14 protein-coding genes are annotated in these 19913 nt (G+C 39.8%); 12 read left to right on the top strand and 2 right to left on the bottom strand.

Features of this window, described 5'->3' with window-relative positions; all coding sequences use genetic code 11:
* Positions 1–92 precede the first annotated feature (92 nt).
* From dgt to BFP71_RS04295, 5 genes are all read left to right on the top strand, one after another.
* Positions 93–1403, top strand: a complete 1311-nt coding sequence (gene dgt, locus BFP71_RS04315; RefSeq protein ID WP_069834197.1) for a dGTP triphosphohydrolase — start codon at positions 93–95, stop codon at positions 1401–1403.
* A 78-nt stretch (positions 1404–1481) separates the two neighbouring features.
* Entirely contained in the window at positions 1482–3905 is a 2424-nt protein-coding gene (locus tag BFP71_RS04310; RefSeq protein ID WP_069834196.1) for an efflux RND transporter permease subunit, read from the top strand.
* A gap of 22 nt (positions 3906–3927) precedes the next feature.
* Complete coding sequence (gene ileS, locus BFP71_RS04305) at positions 3928–7233, top strand: isoleucine--tRNA ligase (RefSeq protein ID WP_069834195.1); 3306 nt, start codon at positions 3928–3930, stop codon at positions 7231–7233.
* Between the two features lie 7 nt (positions 7234–7240).
* Positions 7241–7822, top strand: a complete 582-nt coding sequence (locus BFP71_RS04300; RefSeq protein WP_069834194.1) for a lipoprotein signal peptidase — start codon at positions 7241–7243, stop codon at positions 7820–7822.
* 103 nt (positions 7823–7925) lie between these two features.
* Positions 7926–10778, top strand: coding sequence for a M16 family metallopeptidase (locus BFP71_RS04295; RefSeq protein WP_069834193.1), 2853 nt, complete (start codon positions 7926–7928; stop codon positions 10776–10778).
* A 72-nt stretch (positions 10779–10850) separates the two neighbouring features.
* Here the strand turns inward: BFP71_RS04295 and BFP71_RS04290 are convergent, their stop codons facing one another.
* Positions 10851–11165, bottom strand: coding sequence for a DUF721 domain-containing protein (locus BFP71_RS04290; protein WP_069834192.1), 315 nt, complete (start codon positions 11163–11165; stop codon positions 10851–10853).
* A gap of 95 nt (positions 11166–11260) precedes the next feature.
* On the opposite strand from BFP71_RS04290, the gene BFP71_RS04285 reads away from it, so the two are divergent.
* Positions 11261–12046 carry a hypothetical protein gene (locus BFP71_RS04285; RefSeq protein ID WP_069834191.1) on the top strand — a complete coding sequence of 262 codons (786 nt, stop codon included), beginning with the start codon at positions 11261–11263 and terminating at the stop codon, positions 12044–12046.
* Here BFP71_RS04285 and hemW read toward each other — a convergent pair.
* Positions 12039–13163, bottom strand: coding sequence for a radical SAM family heme chaperone HemW (hemW, locus tag BFP71_RS04280; protein WP_069834190.1), 1125 nt, complete (start codon positions 13161–13163; stop codon positions 12039–12041). The genes BFP71_RS04285 and hemW overlap by 8 nt on opposite strands.
* 191 nt (positions 13164–13354) lie before the next feature.
* Here hemW and BFP71_RS04275 point away from each other — a divergent pair, with 191 nt between their 5' ends.
* From BFP71_RS04275 to porL, 6 genes are all read left to right on the top strand, one after another.
* Entirely contained in the window at positions 13355–15115 is a 1761-nt protein-coding gene (locus tag BFP71_RS04275; RefSeq protein WP_069834189.1) for a ShlB/FhaC/HecB family hemolysin secretion/activation protein, read from the top strand.
* A gap of 1 nt (position 15116) precedes the next feature.
* Positions 15117–15818, top strand: coding sequence for a DUF4271 domain-containing protein (locus BFP71_RS04270; protein ID WP_069834188.1), 702 nt, complete (start codon positions 15117–15119; stop codon positions 15816–15818).
* Between the two features lie 28 nt (positions 15819–15846).
* Positions 15847–16623 carry a uroporphyrinogen-III synthase gene (locus BFP71_RS04265; RefSeq protein WP_069834572.1) on the top strand — a complete coding sequence of 259 codons (777 nt, stop codon included), beginning with the start codon at positions 15847–15849 and terminating at the stop codon, positions 16621–16623.
* Between the two features lie 64 nt (positions 16624–16687).
* A complete protein-coding gene (locus BFP71_RS04260; protein ID WP_069834187.1) occupies positions 16688–17683 on the top strand; it encodes a PorP/SprF family type IX secretion system membrane protein in 996 nt (331 codons plus the stop codon).
* Between the two features lie 130 nt (positions 17684–17813).
* The gene (locus BFP71_RS04255; protein WP_141719670.1) at positions 17814–19046 is read left to right on the top strand and encodes an SUMF1/EgtB/PvdO family nonheme iron enzyme; all 1233 of its coding nucleotides are present in this window, start codon (positions 17814–17816) and stop codon (positions 19044–19046) included.
* Between the two features lie 47 nt (positions 19047–19093).
* Positions 19094–19903, top strand: coding sequence for a type IX secretion system motor protein PorL/GldL (porL, locus tag BFP71_RS04250; protein WP_069834185.1), 810 nt, complete (start codon positions 19094–19096; stop codon positions 19901–19903).
* Positions 19904–19913: the final 10 nt, after the last annotated feature.

Genomic DNA, 19913 nt, shown 5'->3' with positions numbered 1-19913 from the left:
AACCTAGCCCTAGACAATTACTTGTTGCTTTACAGAACCAAACCTTTGTCAGATCATTTATCATTTCTAATTTCAGGGAAAAATGTAGCGATATGAACTGGGAAGTGCTTCTAGGAGGGTCTGAATTTCACGAAAAGAATATGGATAGGTCCATGTTTGATAGAGATTTTGACCGAATTATATTCTCACATCCCTTTAGGAAACTACAGGATAAAACACAGGTTCACCCCTTACCAGAGCACGATTTTGTACACAATCGTTTGACGCATAGTTTAGAAGTGTCTAGTGTAGGTCGATCTTTGGGGCGAGGGGTTGGCTCCAAAATATTAGATAGACACCCTAAACTCAAAACACAATTTAGCGCTAGTGATTTGGGTGTAATTACAGCTTCTGCCGCTTTGGCACACGATATCGGTAATCCACCTTTCGGACATTCAGGGGAAGACGCCATCTCAGACTACTTTTTAGCGAATAAGGATTTACTCGAATCCTCCTTTAAGGAGCAGCAATGGTTCGATCTTGTGAACTTTGAAGGTAATGCTCAAGGTTTTAGACTATTAAACAAGAGTGGTTATCAAGGATTAAGGCTTACGGCTCCCACACTAGCGGCTTTCACTAAGTATCCAAGGCCTTCGAAGGTGTCGGATAATTTTAAACCAAGAAGAAGCCAGAAGAAATACGGTTACTATTATACGGAAGGAGAAATCTTTAAGTCACTAGCGGCTGACCTACAATTAAGGGCGCTCGCCGAGCATCAATGGGTGAGACACCCCTTGGCTTTTTTGGTAGAAGCTGCGGATGATATCTGTTACCATATTATAGACCTAGAAGATGGCTGCAATTTGGGCTTAGTGTCACATGAAGAAACCGTTGAGCTTTATGCCGAAGTAATTGGCGATCGGTTTAATCGTAAGAAACTAAATGCTATTAATAGTAAGGCTGAGCAAATAGGTTTGCTTAGGGCCTTAGCCATTGGAGAATTGATCGCTCAGTGCGAAACCTTATTTCTGGACAACGAAGCAGCCATACTGGACGGGTCTTATGACACTTCCTTAACCGATGAGATTTCAGCTGAACCAGCTTTGTTGGATATCAAGAAAGTGTCTATCGATAAAATCTACCGTTCCAGAAACGTGGTAGAAATTGAAGCCGCAGGATTCAATGTGTTGAATGGGCTTTTAGAGGCATTCGTTCCGGCCGCTCTTAATATTGGTCAAATGAACAAAAGGCAGTCCGTTGCCTTCAGATTGTTACCAGCAGATGTCAAATTAGAGCTCAAATCTTCCGAAAGCACCTATGAGTCGTTACGTGCACTGCTAGACTATATTTCAGGCCTTACTGATTCAAATGCCATGAGTCTTTATCGCAAACTAATGGGCATCTCACTGCCGGGAATGAGATAACGATCACCGCTATTGAATTACAGTTGATTGAGATATGATACAAAGGGGAAAATACTACCTTTGTGATCTTGTTTTAAAATGTGGTCTAAACTCCCCCATATCGTACTGAAATACAGGTTGATATTGATCATCTCGATCTTTGTGCTGACTGGCTTTATGGCCTATCAAGCCAGAGATGTGAAGATGGCTTTTAACTTCAATACCGCAGTTCCATCAACCGACGAGAATTTCAAATACTTCCAAAGCTTCAAAGAAAAGTTTGGTGAAGATGGTAATATCCTGGTATTGGGCGTAAAAGATAGCTCCCTATATGAGCTTGAGAACTTCAACAAGTACAAAAAGCTCAACGAGACCATTACCAATTTGGACGGCATTAGTAATGTGATCTCGCTCGCATCACTACAGCGTATAGTTAAAAACAGAGACAACAGAAGCTTCGACTTGGTTCCTTTAATGGAAGGTTACCCTGAAACTCAAGAAGCACTAGATAAGCTACTAGAAGAAGCCGTAAAGTTAAAGCTGTATACAGGTCAGTTGCTGAATCCTGAAAATGGAGCGACGCTCATTTTGGTAAACATGGAGCGAGAGGTGCTCAATTCCAAAGGCAGAAACGATCTGGTAAACGAGATTAAGGCCTTGGGAGAAGAGTTTGTAGCCGATACGGAAATCGAGTTGCACTACTCAGGTATGCCTTTCGTTAGGACGATCATGCAGCAAAAAACCGATAAAGAACTGAGGCTTTTTATCGTTTTATCGCTAAGCATCACTGCAATTATACTTTTCCTTTTCTTTAGATCGTGGACTTCCGTTTTCGTTCCCCTTATCGTTATTAGCGTCGTTGTAGTCTGGGTACTGGGTACAATCGGGCTCTTTAACTATAATATTACTATTCTAATGGGACTAATCCCGTCCATAATAGTCGTTATAGGAATACCCAATGGCGTATACCTTATTAATAAGTACCATCAAGAGTTTGCACGGCACGGCAATAAGCCCAAAGCGCTCAGCAGAATGGTTCGAAAAATTGGACTGGTAACCTTTATCACCAATTTTACTACCGCCATCGGTTTCTTGGTTTTGATTACAACCGATATCAAGCTGCTTAAAGAGTTTGGTTTGGTGGCAGGGATCAATATTCTAGCAACCTTTATAGTAAGTATTATCCTAATTCCTGGGATACTTTCTTATTTACCAAGCCCGAAGAAAAAGCACCTACAACACTTAGAGTTCAAAGCAGTAGGCAAGTTTCTCGGACTGCTTGATTCAATTGTTCACCGACATAGATATAGAGTATTCGGCGTAACTGCGGTTATATTGGGTGTCGCTATTTTCGGACTGACGAAGCTGTACTCCGTGGCATACATGGTTGACGATATTCCAGAACAGTCTACCTTAAAGCAAGACCTTTACTTTTTTGAGGATAATTTCAGTGGGGTAATGCCGCTAGAAATCATTATCGACTTTGGTAAACCTAAATCAACGATAAACGCGAGGAATCTACGAAAGGTCGATCGCTTGGAAAAAGCACTCGATCCATTAGAGAATATTTCTTCGCCTATTTCAATTGTATCCTTCGCCAAAGCAGTCAGGCAAGCCTTTTATAATGGTAACGAACGATTCTATGGTTTGCCAAGCCCCAGCGATCGGAACGTTATACTTAGCTATTTGAGCAATCGGTCAGATGACTCCGATTTCTTAAACTCGTTCGTAGACTCTACAGGCCAAGTGATGCGCGTTTCCTTAAAGATCGCCGATATTGGGTCTCAAAAAATGGACTCGTTGATAACCAATGTGGTTCAACCAGAAATTGACAAGGTCTTTGACGATGAAAATATTGACACTGCTGTTACAGGATCGACGCTACTATTTGTAAAGGGAAACAAGTTTTTAATTGAAAACCTCCGATTCTCTCTTCTACTAGCATTTGCGATCATTGCGGTGATTATGGCTATACTTTTCGCGAATATCAGGATGATCATCATTTCCCTGATCCCGAATTTTATACCATTAATAATGACTGCTGGAATAATGGGATTCTTCGGCATACCGTTGAAACCCAGTACAGCGCTCATATTTAGTATCGCCTTTGGTATTTCGGTGGATGATTCTATTCACTTTTTGGCCAAATATAGACAAGAGCTTTTCGCGAAGAACTTCTTCGTGCCGATCGCTATTAGTAATAGTATTAAAGAAACAGGTTCGAGTATGTTGTATACGTCGATCATCCTGTTTTTTGGATTTATAATATTTGTGTTTTCGGATTTTGGAGGAACAGTAGCACTAGGTTTACTCACCTCGCTTACCCTGTTTTTTGCTATGATTACAAACCTGACATTGCTTCCAGCACTGCTCATGGTTTTCGATAGTGGTAAAAGGAACCAAAAAATTCATCCATTAATAGAACACTACGAGTTCTACATAGAGGATGAAGACGAAGAAATTGATACACAAAACCTATTGATTAAAGAAAACGACCCATTTGTAGGTTCTACCGACAAGTAATTACCATTGAAAAGGAGTTAAAGTGAATAAGTACAACGAGTATAAGAAACCCGAATTTGCCAAAGTTGGAGAAGACATACTTCAGTTCTGGAAAGACAACGGAATCTTTGAAAAGTCTGTTGCTGAAAAAGAAGGCAAGCCAACGTTTACTTTCTTTGAAGGGCCACCATCTGCAAATGGTACGCCTGGTATTCACCACGTAATGGCCAGAACGGTAAAAGACATTTTTTGTCGTTACAAAACCCAAAAAGGCTTTCAGGTAAAAAGAAAAGGCGGTTGGGATACCCACGGTTTGCCAGTAGAATTACAGGTAGAGAAGGAATTAGGCATTAAAAAAGAAGATATCGGTAAGAAAGTATCGGTAGACGAGTACAATCAAAAATGCCGTGAAACCGTGATGCGTTTCAAAGATATTTGGGACGACCTGACCGAGAAAATGGGCTATTGGGTTGATTTAGAAAATCCATATATCACTTTTGAAAAAGAGTATATCGAGTCTGTGTGGAGCATGCTCAAAGAACTCTACGACAAAGACTTAATTTATAAAGGATATACGATCCAGCCTTATTCCCCGGCTGCTGGAACGGGTTTAAGCTCGCATGAGCTGAATCAGCCAGGTACATATCAAGATATTAAGGACACCTCCATGGTGGCCCAGTTCAAAGTGTCAGGTACGGATAATGACTACATCCTAGCTTGGACCACAACTCCATGGACACTGCCAGCTAATAATGGGTTAGCTGTTGGCGCTGGAATTAACTATGTAAAGGTTAAAACCTTTAACCAATATACCTTCGAGCCAATCAATGTGATTTTAGCGAAAGATAGACTGAGCTACTATTTCAATGATAAGGCCAAAGACCTGAAAATAGAAGATTACAAACCAGGTGATAAACTGATTCCTTTTGAAGTCATTGACAGCTTTAAAGGAAGAGATATGGAAGGCATGGATTACGAGCAACTAATGCCGTATATCCCGTTAGAAAAGCCTGCTTTTACCGTGGTAATTGGTGACTTCGTGACCACTGAAGATGGTACAGGTATAGTACATATATCAAAGACCTTTGGTGCCGATGACTTTAAAACTTCGGTACAATACAACTTACCGGGAGTCTTCGTCAAAGATGAAGAAGGCAACGACGTGCCGATTGTTGACAAACAAGGGAAGTATGTAAAAGAGATTACAGACTTCGCAGGCATGTATGTAAAAAACCAATACTATAAAACAGAGGAGGCCCCTGAGAAATCACTAGACGTACTTATCTCTATTAAGCTTAAAGAAGAGAATAAGGCATTTAAAGTAGAAAAATACGAGCACTCCTACCCACACTGTTGGCGAACGGATAAACCAATACTCTACTATCCATTAGACTCTTGGTTCATTAAAACCACGGCTTACAAAGACCGCTTGGTAGAATTGAATAAAACGATCAACTGGAAACCAGCTTCAACTGGAGAAGGTCGTTTTGGAAACTGGTTAGAGAATCTTGTTGATTGGAACCTGAGCAGATCTAGGTATTGGGGAACGCCACTGCCTATTTGGGTGTCAGAAGATAGAAAAGAGCAAAAATGCATCGGCTCAATAGCTGAACTGAAGTCTGAGGTGCAGAAATCGGTGGATGCTGGTTTTATGGCGGAGCAAATCGGCGATGACTTTGATTTACACCGACCTTATGTCGACGATATCATATTAGTCAGTGATTCTGGCCAAAAAATGAAGCGAGAACTCGATCTTATCGACGTTTGGTTCGATTCGGGAGCCATGCCTTATGCGCAGTGGCACTATCCGTTCGAAAATGACGACATCTTCAAGAAGAGTTTTCCGGCAGACTTTATTGCCGAGGGAGTCGACCAAACCAGAGGTTGGTTCTTTACCCTACATACGCTTGGCGTGATGCTACATGATAAAGTAGCCTTCAAAAATGTAATAGCGAACGGATTGGTGCTTGATAAGAATGGCAACAAAATGTCTAAAAGATTAGGCAATGCAGTTGATCCATTTAAAACCATCGGTGAATACGGTCCAGATGCTACCCGTTGGTATATGATTTCAAATGCCAACCCTTGGGATAACTTAAAATTCAATGTTGAAGGAGTTGGCGAGGTGCAAAGAAGGTTCTTTGGCACACTTTATAACACCTATAACTTCTTTGCACTATATGCCAACCTCGATGGTTTTAAGTACGAAGAAGCTTCCGTTCCATTAAGTGATCGCCCAGAAAGCGATCGTTGGATTCTATCTAGGCTCAATACGCTGATTAAATCGGTAGACCAAGCTTACGATGAGTATGAACCGACTCGTGCGGCCAGAATGATCATGGATTTCGTAGCCGATGAAATGAGTAACTGGTATGTTCGCCTAAACAGAAAGCGTTTCTGGAAAGGTGAATACAACGATGATAAACGAGCAGCTTATCAAACACTATATACCTGTTTAATGACCATCGCTAAGATTGGTGCTCCAATAGCGCCTTTCTACATGGAAAAACTATATCAAGATCTAAATACGGTCAGTGGAAAAGACAACGGTGAGTCAGTACATTTAACGGACTTCCCTCAAGTTGATGAATCAATGATCAATCAAGATTTAGAGGAGCAAATGGCTTTGGCACAGACCATATCTTCTTTGACGCATTCCCTCAGAAAAAAGGAGAAGATCAAAGTAAGGCAGCCATTATCAAAAATCATGATTCCAGTCTTAGATGATTCCACTAGACATCATGTGGAGGCAGTAGCCGACCTGATTAAATCTGAGGTAAATATTAAGACTGTTGAGTTCCTAGATGATACATCAGGCATTTTAGTGAAAAAAATCAAGCCAAATTTCAGGGCATTAGGTCAAAAATTTGGTCCTAAAGTCAAATTTATTGCCGGCGCTGTAAATCAGTGGGGGCAAGAGGAAATTGCAGCAATAGAAAGAGACAATCAGTTCGATTTATCGATCGAAGGCGAAACGATTCAATTATCGCTGGAAGATGTAGAAATCAGCAGCGAAGATATTCCTGGATGGGCCGTGGCTTCAGAAGGCAAAACGACCGTTGCTTTGGACATGACAATATCGGAAGAATTACGTCAAGAGGGGATTGCGAGAGACTTGGTCAATAGAGTCCAAAATCTAAGAAAAGATATGGGCTTAGATGTTCAGGATAAAATTGACATTAAAGTTGCTAAGAATGAGGCACTGATTAATGCTGCTTTATCTGCAAACTCGGACTATATCTGCGAGGAAACTCAAGCTTTGAGCCTAGAAATTGTCGATGAATTAAGCGATGCTCAGACTGTTGAGATTGATGAATGGACACTTAATCTCTATATTTCTGTGAGATAAGCGAAATTTGAAGCCTCTAAGATATTTTCTACTTACACTAGGTATCATAATCATCGATCAGGTGGTTAAGCTTCTTGTTCATTTTAATATGGCCATGGGGTCAGCTGGCGAAATCAGTGTTTTCGGTAACTGGTTTAAGCTCCATTACATTCTAAATAGAGGAATGGCCTTTGGTTTACGCTTTGGCTTTGAATATGGAAAGCTAAGCTTGACCATCTTTAGGTTGCTTGCCATGATAGTGATAGGGTATATCCTTTATTATCTATCTAAAAAGAACTATCACGCTGGACTTCTTTGGAGTGTTGCTGCCATTCTTGGTGGTGCTATCGGTAACCTAATCGATAGCATATTTTATGGAGTGCTTTTAGATAATGCCCCTTATGATGTGATCACCCCATGGTTTCATGGTCAAGTAATCGATATGATCTATCTAGATTTCTGGGAAGGATACGTGGCCGACTGGATTCCGTTTTGGGGAGGAAAAAAAGTGGCACTCTGGCCAATCTTCAATATTGCCGATGTGGCTATTTTCATAGGCGTTTTCACCATTTTGATCTTTCAAAAGCGATTTATTGCTCGCTCAAAATAGTAAATCTCAAAGATTTATTAATATACCGTGAATTAATCAGAATTATTTTCGTTAATTGGATGCTGTCAATAATTTGAATCATATAATACTAAATCATAGATTAATGAAGAATTTAAAAATAAGTGTTGGCCTCGTAGTGCTTGCGATTTTGCTGACACCACTATCGCTTTTTAGTTTTCAGGAACTGTCGGTAGATCCTTCGGTGAAAATAGGTAAACTGGACAACGGCTTTACATACTACTTAAGAGAAAATCCAAGACCTGAGAACAGGGTAGAATTCCGGTTAGCGATCAAGGCAGGGTCCATTCTAGAAGATGATGACCAACAAGGTTTAGCTCACTTTACTGAGCATATGCTTTTTAATGGGACTAAAAATTTCCAAAAGAATGAACTGATAGATTTTCTTCAGAAAATGGGTTTAGAATTCGGTGGAGATTTAAATGCATACACAAGCTTTGACGAAACGGTCTATTTTCTTCCAATTCCTACCGAAGAGGAGGGAAACTTGGATGAAGCCCTCACTGTACTGAGCGATTGGGCATATCAAGCCACTTTCGATAACGAGGAAATCGATAAAGAGCGAGGCGTTGTGATGGAAGAATGGCGCTTGCGATTAGGAGCCAGTGAGCGAATGCGTCAACAAATTTGGCCAGTTACTTTGGCAGGATCGCGTTATGCCGAAAGATTGCCAATAGGAAAGCCAGAAGTTCTCGAGAATTTCGATTATGATGCTGCTAAGCGTTTTTATCGAGATTGGTATCGTCCAGATTTAATGGCCCTTGTTGCTGTCGGCGATTTTGATGCTGCTGCACTTGAAAAGAAAATCACAAAACTCTTTGGGGCGATGAAATCACCGGAGAACCCAAGAGAACGAATCTACTATTCTAGAGATGACTTTGAAGGAACTAGAATTGCAGTGGCAAGCGATGAAGAGGCAACAGACAATTCTATTAGTGTTGAGTTTATTACCCCAGGTAAGACTAAGACTGAAAATACACTAGAAAATTTTAGAAACTCTGTAATAAGAGGTCTATACGCCAGAATGATAAATCAAAGACTTGATGAGTTGATTCAGTCTGAAAACCCACCGTTTCAATACAGTTTTAGTAGCTATGGAGGAACACTGGGTAGAGATAAGTCGGCTTATTCTATGTACGTAGGTATAAAAGACGATAAGTTTAAGGAAGGCTTGAAAGCCGCGGTTGATGTGAATGAACAAGTAAGACGCTACGGATTTACCCAAGCAGAATTAGAGAGATCAAAAGCGCTATTTCGCAATGGTTACGAAAGAAGTGCAAGAGAGGCTGACAAATCGGAATCAAGGAGGCTTGTAGGTAGTTATGTAAATCATTTCTTGAATGGTGGGTCACTATTAAATCCAGCTCAAAGGCTCGAATATTTAAATACTGTACTTCCGACCATTAAAATCGAAGAATTGAATGCCCTAGTAAAAGGGTGGATCACTACAACCAATCGTACCATTGAGATTAATGCGAAAGCGGCAGATGTAGATAAGATTCCTACAGAAGAGGAACTAGTGAGTATTCTAGATAATGCCAGAAATGATAATTCTATAACAGCTTACACGGAAGAAAAGCTTGCGACTAGTCTGCTAGAAACTACTCCAAAAGCAGGGAGTATTGTTTCAGAAACTACTGATGAAACAACAGGTGTCACCGAAATGGTATTGTCAAACGGTGCCAAGTTATTCTTAAAACCAACGGATTTTAAGAACGACGAGGTCCTTTTAAATGCCTACAGCTTTGGTGGTGGTTCTTTATATAGTCCTGAAGATTTAATGTCGGCCCAAATGGCTGACCAAGCGATCAGCGAGATGGGTTATGGCGAATTTAATGCGGTTGACCTGCGAAAGTTTATGACTGGAAAGACTGCCTCGGTTAATACAGGTATTGGCATTTATGAGGAGAGCATTTCTGGTTTTTCAAGTAAAAAAGACCTTGAAACGTTTATGCAACTGCTGCACTTAAAGCTTACATCACCAAGAAAGGACGAAAAAGCTTTCAATGGCTGGTTGAGTAGAATAAAGAACCTTTATGCCAATGTAACATCAAGCCCAGATTTCCAATTCCAGATTGAAATGCAGAAGATAATGATGGGAGAGGATAATCCATGGATTGCTTTTCCAACTCAAGAAAAACTCGACGAGGTGAGTATGGATAGGGCTGTAGATATTTATAAAGAAAGATTTGCTGATGCGAGCAATTTCCAATTCGTTTTCGTCGGAAACCTTGAAATGGCGCAATTTAGGCCATTAGTAGAGCAGTACATTGCCAGTCTTCCGTCAAAGAATAGCAATGAAACTTACAAAGACGTTGGGTTGAACATTCGGAAAGGTGTAATCGACGAAAACGTTTATGTAGGGGTCGATGAAAAGAGTCAGGTGATGATTTTACTGAGCGGCGGTTACGATTATAGTCGCGAAAATAATGGTGTCATGAGTGCTATCGCAGGTATTTTGACCAACAAAATGATCGAAACCCTGAGAGAAGAAATGGGTGGTGTATATGGTGTTGGCGCTAATGCATCGCCAACGCCTAGACCGAAACCACAGTTTATTTTTCAAATTTCATTCCCTTGTAAACCTGAAAATGTGGAGGCATTGACTGCGGCAGCCATGAAAGAATTGGAGAAAATTAAAAATGGTGAATTTACTGATGAGGATTTACAGAAAATTATCACCGCCAGAAAGCAAAATTTTGACGAGTCAATCAAGCAAAATAGGTACTGGTCTTCATTGATGACTTCTTACTTGAAAGACGGAGAAACGAATTTTGAGGAGATACTAAAAGGAAACGAAAGAGCTGATGCAATCACGAAAGAGGCTGTAATAGCAATGGCCAATAAATACCTAACCAAGGAAAACATCATTAGCATTACTAAGCTTCCTGAAAGCTATAAAGACAAAGATTTGAATCAGGAGGTTAAGAAAAAATAGCATATACTAAATCAGATGCTTTACTAAAGAAAAGGGTTTTCGGCTTAGGTCGAGGCCCTTTTTTGTTAGAAGCTATTTGATTATCACTTCGTTTACCACCTGCTGACCAAACTCTTTGGTAAGTAAAACAAGTATTTTCTCCCTTGACATGCTCAGTTGATGTTTTAAAGGGGCGGAAGAAATATGAACGTAGAGTTTTTTGTTACGAATGTAGAGTTTACTGGTGCGATTGGCTATAGCCTTACCCATTACACGCTCCCATGAGTTGACAAGGTCAGTTTCGAAAAACTTACCTTCTATCTTAAAAGCCTTGAGCATTTGAGAAATAGCACTCCCAACCGTTTCGGGCTCGCTTTTTCTACTTTTATAGACTCGCTTTTGTTTCATATAAATACTGACTCGGTATTCAAAATTACTGATTCAGCGTGATCAATTTGTCATTAGGTTGAATTTAGTCAATATTTATCCCAAAGTTTGAGCTCATGTTTATTCGAAAGCTTTTTAAGATTGGTGATAAAGCAAAGTGGTTAACACTAGAACTACTGATTGTCTTTATCGGGGTATACTTAGCGTTCCTTTTTCAAGGATATGCAGAAAAGACGAATATTAAGAAGGAAAAAGAAAAGGTACTTGTTGGTTTAAAACTTGAACTGGAAGAATTCAGAACTGGTTTCGAACGTTTTGCCGATTTTCAAAGTGGAAAAGTGAAAGAGTGGGATTCGCTTTTTAGAGTGGGGGAAGTGGCCACCTATTATGATTGGCGATACATAGAGCCACAATACAACTTCACAATTATAGAGTATGCCTTGAATCAGAAAGGTACCGATATAGTTTCTTTCGAATTGTATACCATGCTTTCTCAGATTTACTTAGAAATCAAGAAACTTGAGCATACGGAAAGACTCTTGACAGAATTAGGAATGAAGTATAATATCATTCCCAATGATCTAGATAAAACCAAAGGGCAAGGGGCTATTCTTGCAGCGGAAAACCGATTTCATTTTTACAAATTCAAGAATTTTTCTCGAGACAGAGCTGGGGAATTGAGACGAGTGTGGCAGGCTTCTTCCGAGGTAATCAAATTGATTAATGAAGAAATAGGACCAGAAAAGGCCCGAGTGGTCGATACAGCTTTATTGGAAAAATATGTGTCTCTGGGTGTCGAAATCGATTTTATCAAAGAATTATTCGATCAATACTTCCCGCAATATAGCGATGAGGATTTTCAGCAAATGCTTGATGAAATTAAGGCTGGCGAGCCTAAATAAACAAGTCGCTGGCAATTTTGTCGGCTAGCAGCTTTCCTTTATCTGTTAAAATGAGAAAGCCTTCATCTTCGAAGATTAAATCTTCTTTAGCGATCTTATTGAGATAGTGCTTTTGAGATGACAGTAAGTCTACATCATACTTAACTTTTAACAAGTTTAAATCACAGCCCCATTTTGTTCTGAGCGAGGTCAGCAAATATTCATTGACTTGGTCTTCTGGAGAGAGCGTAATTACTTCAAAAGGGATTTGTCGTTCACCGATGCCCTTTAGGTACTTGCCATTATTTGCCACATTAGCTTTTCGGAATTTTCCATTGTAAGAATGGGCCGAAGGACCAATGCCAAGGTACTTCTCGTCTTTCCAATAAGCACTGTTATGTTGAGATTCATACCCAGGCAAAGCAAAGTTGGAAATTTCATATTGGTCGTAACCTCTCCCGGAAAGAGTATCTAGCAGTATTTCGAATTGCTCTGCCGCAAAGTCTTCATTTATAGGTTTGATCTTACCTTTCTGAAGCCAATTACCAAAGGCCGTTTTGGGCTCAATAGTCAAACAATAAGAAGAAATATGCTCAGGTCTTAGGGCAAGTATTTGTTTCAGATCAGAAAGCCATATATCGTGATTGGTATGTGGTAAGGCATAGATTAAATCTAAACTAATATTCTCAAAACCAACTTGGCGTGCAGTATGGAATGTATCGATGGCCTCCGATTTTGAATGTTGGCGATTCATCCATTTCAATTTTTCATCATTGAAAGACTGTACGCCAATACTTAACCGATTAATACCTTGCTCAAAAAAGGTAGTTAGTTTTTGGAGCGTCAGATCATCGGGGTTTCCTTCGAGTGTGACTTCTGGATTGCTTGACAGGCTGTACTCATGCTGAATTATCCGCATGATTTTTCTTAAATGTTCCTCGCCAAGCAATGACGGCGTACCACCACCAAAGTAAATCGTGTAAACCGTATCATGGCCTAAAAAGTCCTTTTGCATCTCTAGCTCAACACAAATAGCATCGACCATCTCATCTATCTGTTTTATAGATTGCGTGAAATGGAAGTCACAATAATGACAAGCTTTCTTACAGTAAGGAATGTGGATGTATAATCCGGCCAAAGTTTCGTTATTTTAACTAAAATGTCGGGTTCCGAAAGATAAGAGGTTCAGCGTTTCTGGTAAACTTTTTCATATTTAAGATGCCTCTTGTCGTAAAAAACGTCTCAATGAATAGGTTAAAGCTGAGGTCGAGCGTATCTAAAATATATTCAGTCCATTTTTCAATCATGAATAGACAAGTCTTCGATTAGATGTTTGCCTTACTGAGAATCGTGTTAGTCATTTCTTTTCTAAACCTGTTGGTTTCAGGATCTCTTTTTGCTCAAAAAGAGGTGACACTTAACATTGAGACTAAACCAGAATATCAATCGATCATTAAGAGATATAAGTACAACACAAAAGCTACAGATTCGCTCAGTGCCATTCAGACTATTCAATCTTTAGTAAAACAGCTCCACAATGACGGATATCTCTTGGCTAATTTCACAGAGATCAGGATGAGTAATGGAGAAATGAACGCCATTGTTGACCCTGGAAACCCGTTTGAATGGCTACTATTATCCCCAGGGAATATCGATAAGAGTATTATTAGAAAAACTGCGTATAAGAAAAGTCGCTTTAGCAACGATCGTTTTGACTACACACAACTGGCTAATATTGAGAATAAAGTACTCTCTTATGCAGAGGAAAACGGTTACCCTTTCGCCGCTATCAGTTACGACTCTTTGAGGATTGAAAATAATCAGTTCAGTGCTTCTTTAAACTTGGAACTTGGCCCGCTCATTAAGTTCGATACCGTTGAAATTGTAGGAGAGCAAGTACTTAAGTCCAGTTTTGCGACTCGGTATCTAGGGATTTCTCAAGGCGCAAATTATGACCAAAACATCATAGATGGGGTGGTACAAAGGCTCAGCAGGTTGCCATATCTCAGGTTGGTCAAAAGCCCGGCACTCACTTTTCAGAATAGCGAAGCCAAAATAAGCCTAAGCCTTGAAAAAAGACCGATTAATACCATCGATGGAATCATTGGTTTTTTACCCAATACTAGTCGGGATAATGGACTTTTGATTACTGGACAATTCGATTTAGAGCTTTACAACCCTTTTGCAACGGGGAAGAAGATAGGCTTACATTGGAGAAGGTTGAGCGAAGAGACACAATCTTTAAGAATGAACTACTTTCACCCCAATGTATTGAGGAGTCCATTGTCTATGGATGTAGATTTTGAGTTTTTGAAGCAGGACACCACTTTTACTCGAAGAGACTTTAAGATAGATTTTGCTTACGACCTCAGCATTCATGGCAGACTAAGTTTCTTTACCAATTTTCGAGCTACTGATCTGCTAGCAACCAGCCAATATGAAAACAGCACGAGCTTACCGGATATCGTTGATTTTTCATTAGGCCGGTATGGATTGAGCTTTCAACTGGATTATTTAGACGACCTCTTTCTGCCCAGAAGCGGGTTCAAGCTGAACCTTTCTGCTTCGGTAGGAAACAAGACCATCCGGCAGAATGCGGATTTACCCGGCGAACTTTATTTAGGTGTTGACTTAAAAACACTGCAGTACCAGTATGATCTGCGAATTGACAACTATCTGTCGATCAATCCAAAGCACATCTTTTATAGTGCTGTTAGAGGCGGGGTTCTTTCAAACGACCGGCTATTTAGAAATGATGCGTACCGGTTGGGAGGCCTAAATACTATTAGAGGATTTAGTGAGAATTTCTTTTTTGCGACCACATACGCCTATTCTACCGTAGAGTCAAGACTTTTCTTTGATGAGACATCTTATCTGTCACTCTTTTCGGACTTTGGATACATAAAAGGAGATTTCGACGATGAAGGTTTTAGTGGGGAAGAGTTAGTTTTAGGGATCGGAGCAGGAATAAACTTTTCTACTGGAAACGGAATCTTTAACTTTGTTTATGCCTTAGGTACATCAGAAAGTACTGGGGGGCTAAATTTTAATCAGTCGAAAATTCATTTCGGATACACCACCCGTTTTTAGCATGGATACACTGTCGGAAGGCTCACAGTATTTGTTTCGAAACATTTCTATCACCATTTCGGTGATCTTGTTATTAACGTTTGCTGTTTCAAGGGTGATTTTCCCTAAAATGTTTAGTGCCGTCTACAACTTCTCTAAGTTTACAAGTTTCAGAATAAAGGAAGATTTCGGCTCGAATATGAGGCTATTTAGCACGGAGAATTTTTATTTCACCTTGCTACTCTCAGCATCAATCAGTTTTGTAGGGCTAAATCTCTTTATGTTCTCTGCAAGCCTGCCGGAGTACCTTTCTTGGATAGTTCCGTCAAATTTCGGGTCAGGTTTACTGATTTGGCTACTGCTCACCATCAGTGTGCAACTCTTGTTTTTGTTGAAGTTTTTGTTTTTATCAGCGTTTGGAGGTTTGTTTGCTTTGCCCTTAAGCGTCAGTAAGCATTATCAAGAAGTTCAAGCCTTGAATAATTGCTTTGTGCTATTACTATTGGCTACCTGCACCATTACAATCTATAGCAACTACTACTTTCCGCCAGACTTGACTGGAGTATTAATGACGACTGTTGTCATCTATTTGCTTTACAGGTTGTTAAACATTTTTTTCAAGCTCTGGCAACTGAAATTATATAGTAAGTTATATATATTTTCTTACCTTTGCACCACAGAAATTTTACCCACTGTAATTGGATTTAAATTACTGTTTAACTAGCCAAATCGGGTTTAAAGTAGGGAAGTATATGTCTAATAGCATCAATGAGGAGAGGCTTAAAGAAGTAAAGAGTTTACTTGTATCACAGCCGAAGCCATCAGATCCAAAATCACCATACTACACATTAGCAAGGAAATACGGAATAAAGGTTGATTTTAGGCCTTTTATTCAAGTAGACCCAATTTCAGCTAAAGAGTTTAGAAAGCAGAAAGTTGATATTTTAAAGCATACGGCCATCATCTTTACTAGTCGTAATGCGGTAGATCATTTCTTTGCTATATGCAATGATTTAAAAATTGATATTCCTGCAGATATGAAATACTTCTGTATTTCTGAGCAGACAGCTAATTACCTTCAGAAATACATAGTTGTTAGAAAGAGAAAGATTTTTACTGGATCTAGAACAGCACAGGATTTGATCGAAATCTTGAAAAAGCATAAGAACGAGAAATATTTATTCCCTTGTTCCAATATTCGTAAGGATGATATTCCTAAATTTTTAGCGGATAGTGGTTACCAATTTTCGGAAGCCGTCATTTATGAGACCGTTGCGAGCGATCTTTCTGATTTAGATGATGTCTATTATGATATAATTGCGTTCTATAGTCCGAGTGGCATAAACTCACTTTTTGTAAATTTTGCTGATTATAAGCAAAATGACACTAGAATGGCTGTTTTTGGCCCAACTACTGCGAAAGCAGCTAGGGAAGCAGGCTTAATTCTAGACATTGAGGCGCCACAACCTAATGCACCGTCTATGACAGGAGCGTTAGAATTGTACATTAAGAAGGCGAACAAACTCTAGAATTCTCGAAACCCCTAAGGGCAATTGTGAGTTCTGTTGTAATATGTTCGTGGAAATTAAATAAATGGGAAAGATTTCGCGTTACCAATTTATGACTAGAACCTTTGTACTAACCATACTTTTGGCGTGCTGTCATGTTGGATTGCGAGCTCAGCAAGATGCTCAGTTTACCCAGTACATGTTTAATTCCCTTTATTACAATCCTGCTTTTGCAGGCCTATCAAACGGAAACACACTTACAGCCATTCATAGATCACAATGGTTTGGGTATGAAGGAACCATCAATGATGGCGGAGCACCTTCCACCCAAATGGTTAGCTACAATACATCTTCTAAGCTTTGGAATGGTGGTTTAGGATTTCATGTTGTGAATGATAACCTGGGTCCATCTACTAATTTCGAGCTCCAAATTTCAGGTTCATACTTTCTTTCACTCCCTAACAATGCCTCTTTAAGCATAGGAGTTAAATTAGGAATGTTCTCAAGTGCCATAGATTTTGATCAAGTGGTTGTGGTAGATCCTCGGGATGGGCTGGTTAATTTATCTGGAAAAGAATCCCAAATAAGACCAGATATTGGTATAGGGGTGCTATATAGAAATGGAAATTTTTTTGGTGGTTTCAGTACAAATCATTTAATTCAACCCGAATTTGACTTCGGTCAAGATCAAATAGCCAATCAATTACTTCGACATTATTATTTAACTGCAGGTTACGACTATGCGTTAACGCCTGACCTCACCATTACCCCAACTTTATTAGTTAGATCAATAGGATTTGATGCCTATAATTGGGACTTAAGTGTAATCGGTCGTTATCAAGACCAGTTATGGGGAGGAGTATCTTATAGACAATCAGAATCTGCTTCGGCAATGGTTGGATATAAAATACTAAAGGATAGAAGTTTATCGTTGGCTTATGCAGTTGATATTGTTTTGACCCAAGCCGCTAGTAAAGAGCCTACCTCGCAAGAGATTATGCTCATTTACACGTTTAAGTCAAAAAATAGAATAAGAAATCTTGGAAGGAATATCATAAGAACTCCAAGATACCGTTACTAAACAGAATGATCCGTTGCACAGTTATGAGGAAAGTAACTTGGACAGTGCTTCAGATCAAAAACAATAAAATACTAATTCCTGGTGGGTGTGTCTCAGATACGCCGAGGGGAAAACTATAAAAACTGAAAGGATGAGAAAGACGTTACTGGGTCTTATGATTGTACTATTGCTCGGCTCTGGAGTCAGTTGTAGTATGTTCGATGGCTTTTTAGCAGGCGGGGGTAAGGAATCTAAGCTTATCGAAGATGGTCAGCTACTAGGCGTTCTCGATCGAGATGGTTGGTACCAAGAATTACCTTACGGAATGGTTCCGATTACTGGAGGAACCTTTTATATGGGCCAAGCTGATGAAGATGTTGCCGCCTCGCAAATCAACTTCAATAGACAAATCACGGTTAGTCCATTCTTCATGGATTCCGAAGAGATTACGAATAACGAATACAGACAATTCCTTTACCATGTTTCTGAATTAGCTCAAAATGGAGATCGTTACTGGGACGCAACGATGATTGCTTCAGTAATGCCAAACCCTAAAGTTTGGGAGGAAGAATTTTCGTACCACTATGCCGATCGTATGGTGCAGTATTACGACGTACATGTTTCTTTCGATAACTACCCTGTAGTAGGTGTGAGTTATGATGCAGCTGAAAAGTTTGCAGAATGGAGAACAATTTGGTTAAACAACGGCCAGCAGGCTAAATATGAAGGCAGAAGCGGTGGTGGAGGTCTTTTTGGTGGAAAGAGAAAATCTGCCGACGCTGCTGCAGATATTGGACCAGTGCTGGGTGCAACACCAGTTGGACCAGCTGGAACGGGTGCAGCCACAGGAGCAGAAGTCAGTACATTTGTTGACACATCACCAATCGAGACGAGATATCCTAAATTTAGAATGCCAACAGAAGCAGAATGGGAATATGCTGCACGTGGCGGCAGAGAAATAGTTAAATACCCATGGGGTAATCCATATACTAGAAATAAGGATGGATGTTTTTTAGCAAACTTTAAGCCAGGTAGAGGTGCTTATGCCGATGATGGTCATGTATATACGGCTCCTGTAAATGCCTTTTTGCCAAATCCATTCAATCTTTTCAATATGGCTGGAAATGTAGCTGAATGGTGTAGAGATGACTTTTCACCAGTTTATAACCCATTGGTTTGGGATTTAAATCCTCTCTTCCTTTACGATCCAGATACACAAGCTGATAACCCTCACTATGGAAAGAAAGTAGTTAGAGGGGGCGCTTGGAACGATGTTGCATACTATATCCAAACAGGGACAAGATCATTTGAATATCGCGATGTGGCTTCGGCGTCAATCGGATTCAGATGTGTAATGGATTACCTAGGACAAGAACAACAATAAAAGATTTCACCTAATACAATTAATACTCAACCTAACTGAATAAAAAAATGGCTAGTAATTTAGTAAACAAATTTTATGGCAATGTCATGCCCAAGATATACGGACTAGGAGCGTCTGTTGTAATTATTGGGGCTATGTTTAAGTTGGAAGGATGGACCGGTGCTACGGCAATGCTTGTAACTGGACTTAGCGTTGAAGCCTTAATTTTTGCTTTCTCTGCTTTTGAACCGAAACAAACCGATTACACCAAACTACTCTACGATCATTCAAAGGAAGGATCTAGTAATGGTCAAGGAAGTAAAGATGATATCTCTTTTCAAAAAGTACTGAAAGAAGCTGCCTTCAATAAAGAAGGACTTCAAAATTTAAAGGCAGGTATGGACAACTTAGCAACAAACGCTAAGCAAATGGCCAATATGTCTAGTGCATCAGTAGCTACTGATGAGTACGCTAAAAATGCTAAAACTGCCGCTGCAGCATTGGCTAAAATCGATGCTTCCACTTCGCAAGCAGCCACTGCTTTCAGTGAAGTAGCGACATCCGTAAAAGGCTCTGGAGCTAATCAAACTCAACTAAAAGGCGCTACTGAAGCCTACCAAGCTCAGTTAAAAGAGGCTGCTACGCAACTCCAAGCATTAAGTGGAGCATACAAATCCGAATTGGCTGATACTGAATCAGTCGCTAAATACATGAAAGGTTACTTGGCTAACATGGAGACTATGATTAAAGGTGCCATGAATACAGCGAAGCAAACTGAAGAATTACAAGGCCAAATGGCCAAATTGAATACCAACGTTACTTCCTTAAATAAGGTATACGGGGCTATGTTATCTGCTATGAAACAAACTAACTCATAATTGAAGGATT

Origin of the sequence: Roseivirga misakiensis, assembly GCF_001747105.1 — a bacterium.
GTDB classification, from domain to species: domain Bacteria; phylum Bacteroidota; class Bacteroidia; order Cytophagales; family Cyclobacteriaceae; genus Roseivirga; species Roseivirga misakiensis.
The sequence above is the reverse complement of the archived record's forward strand: the minus strand, read 5'-3'. Positions and strand labels throughout refer to the sequence as shown.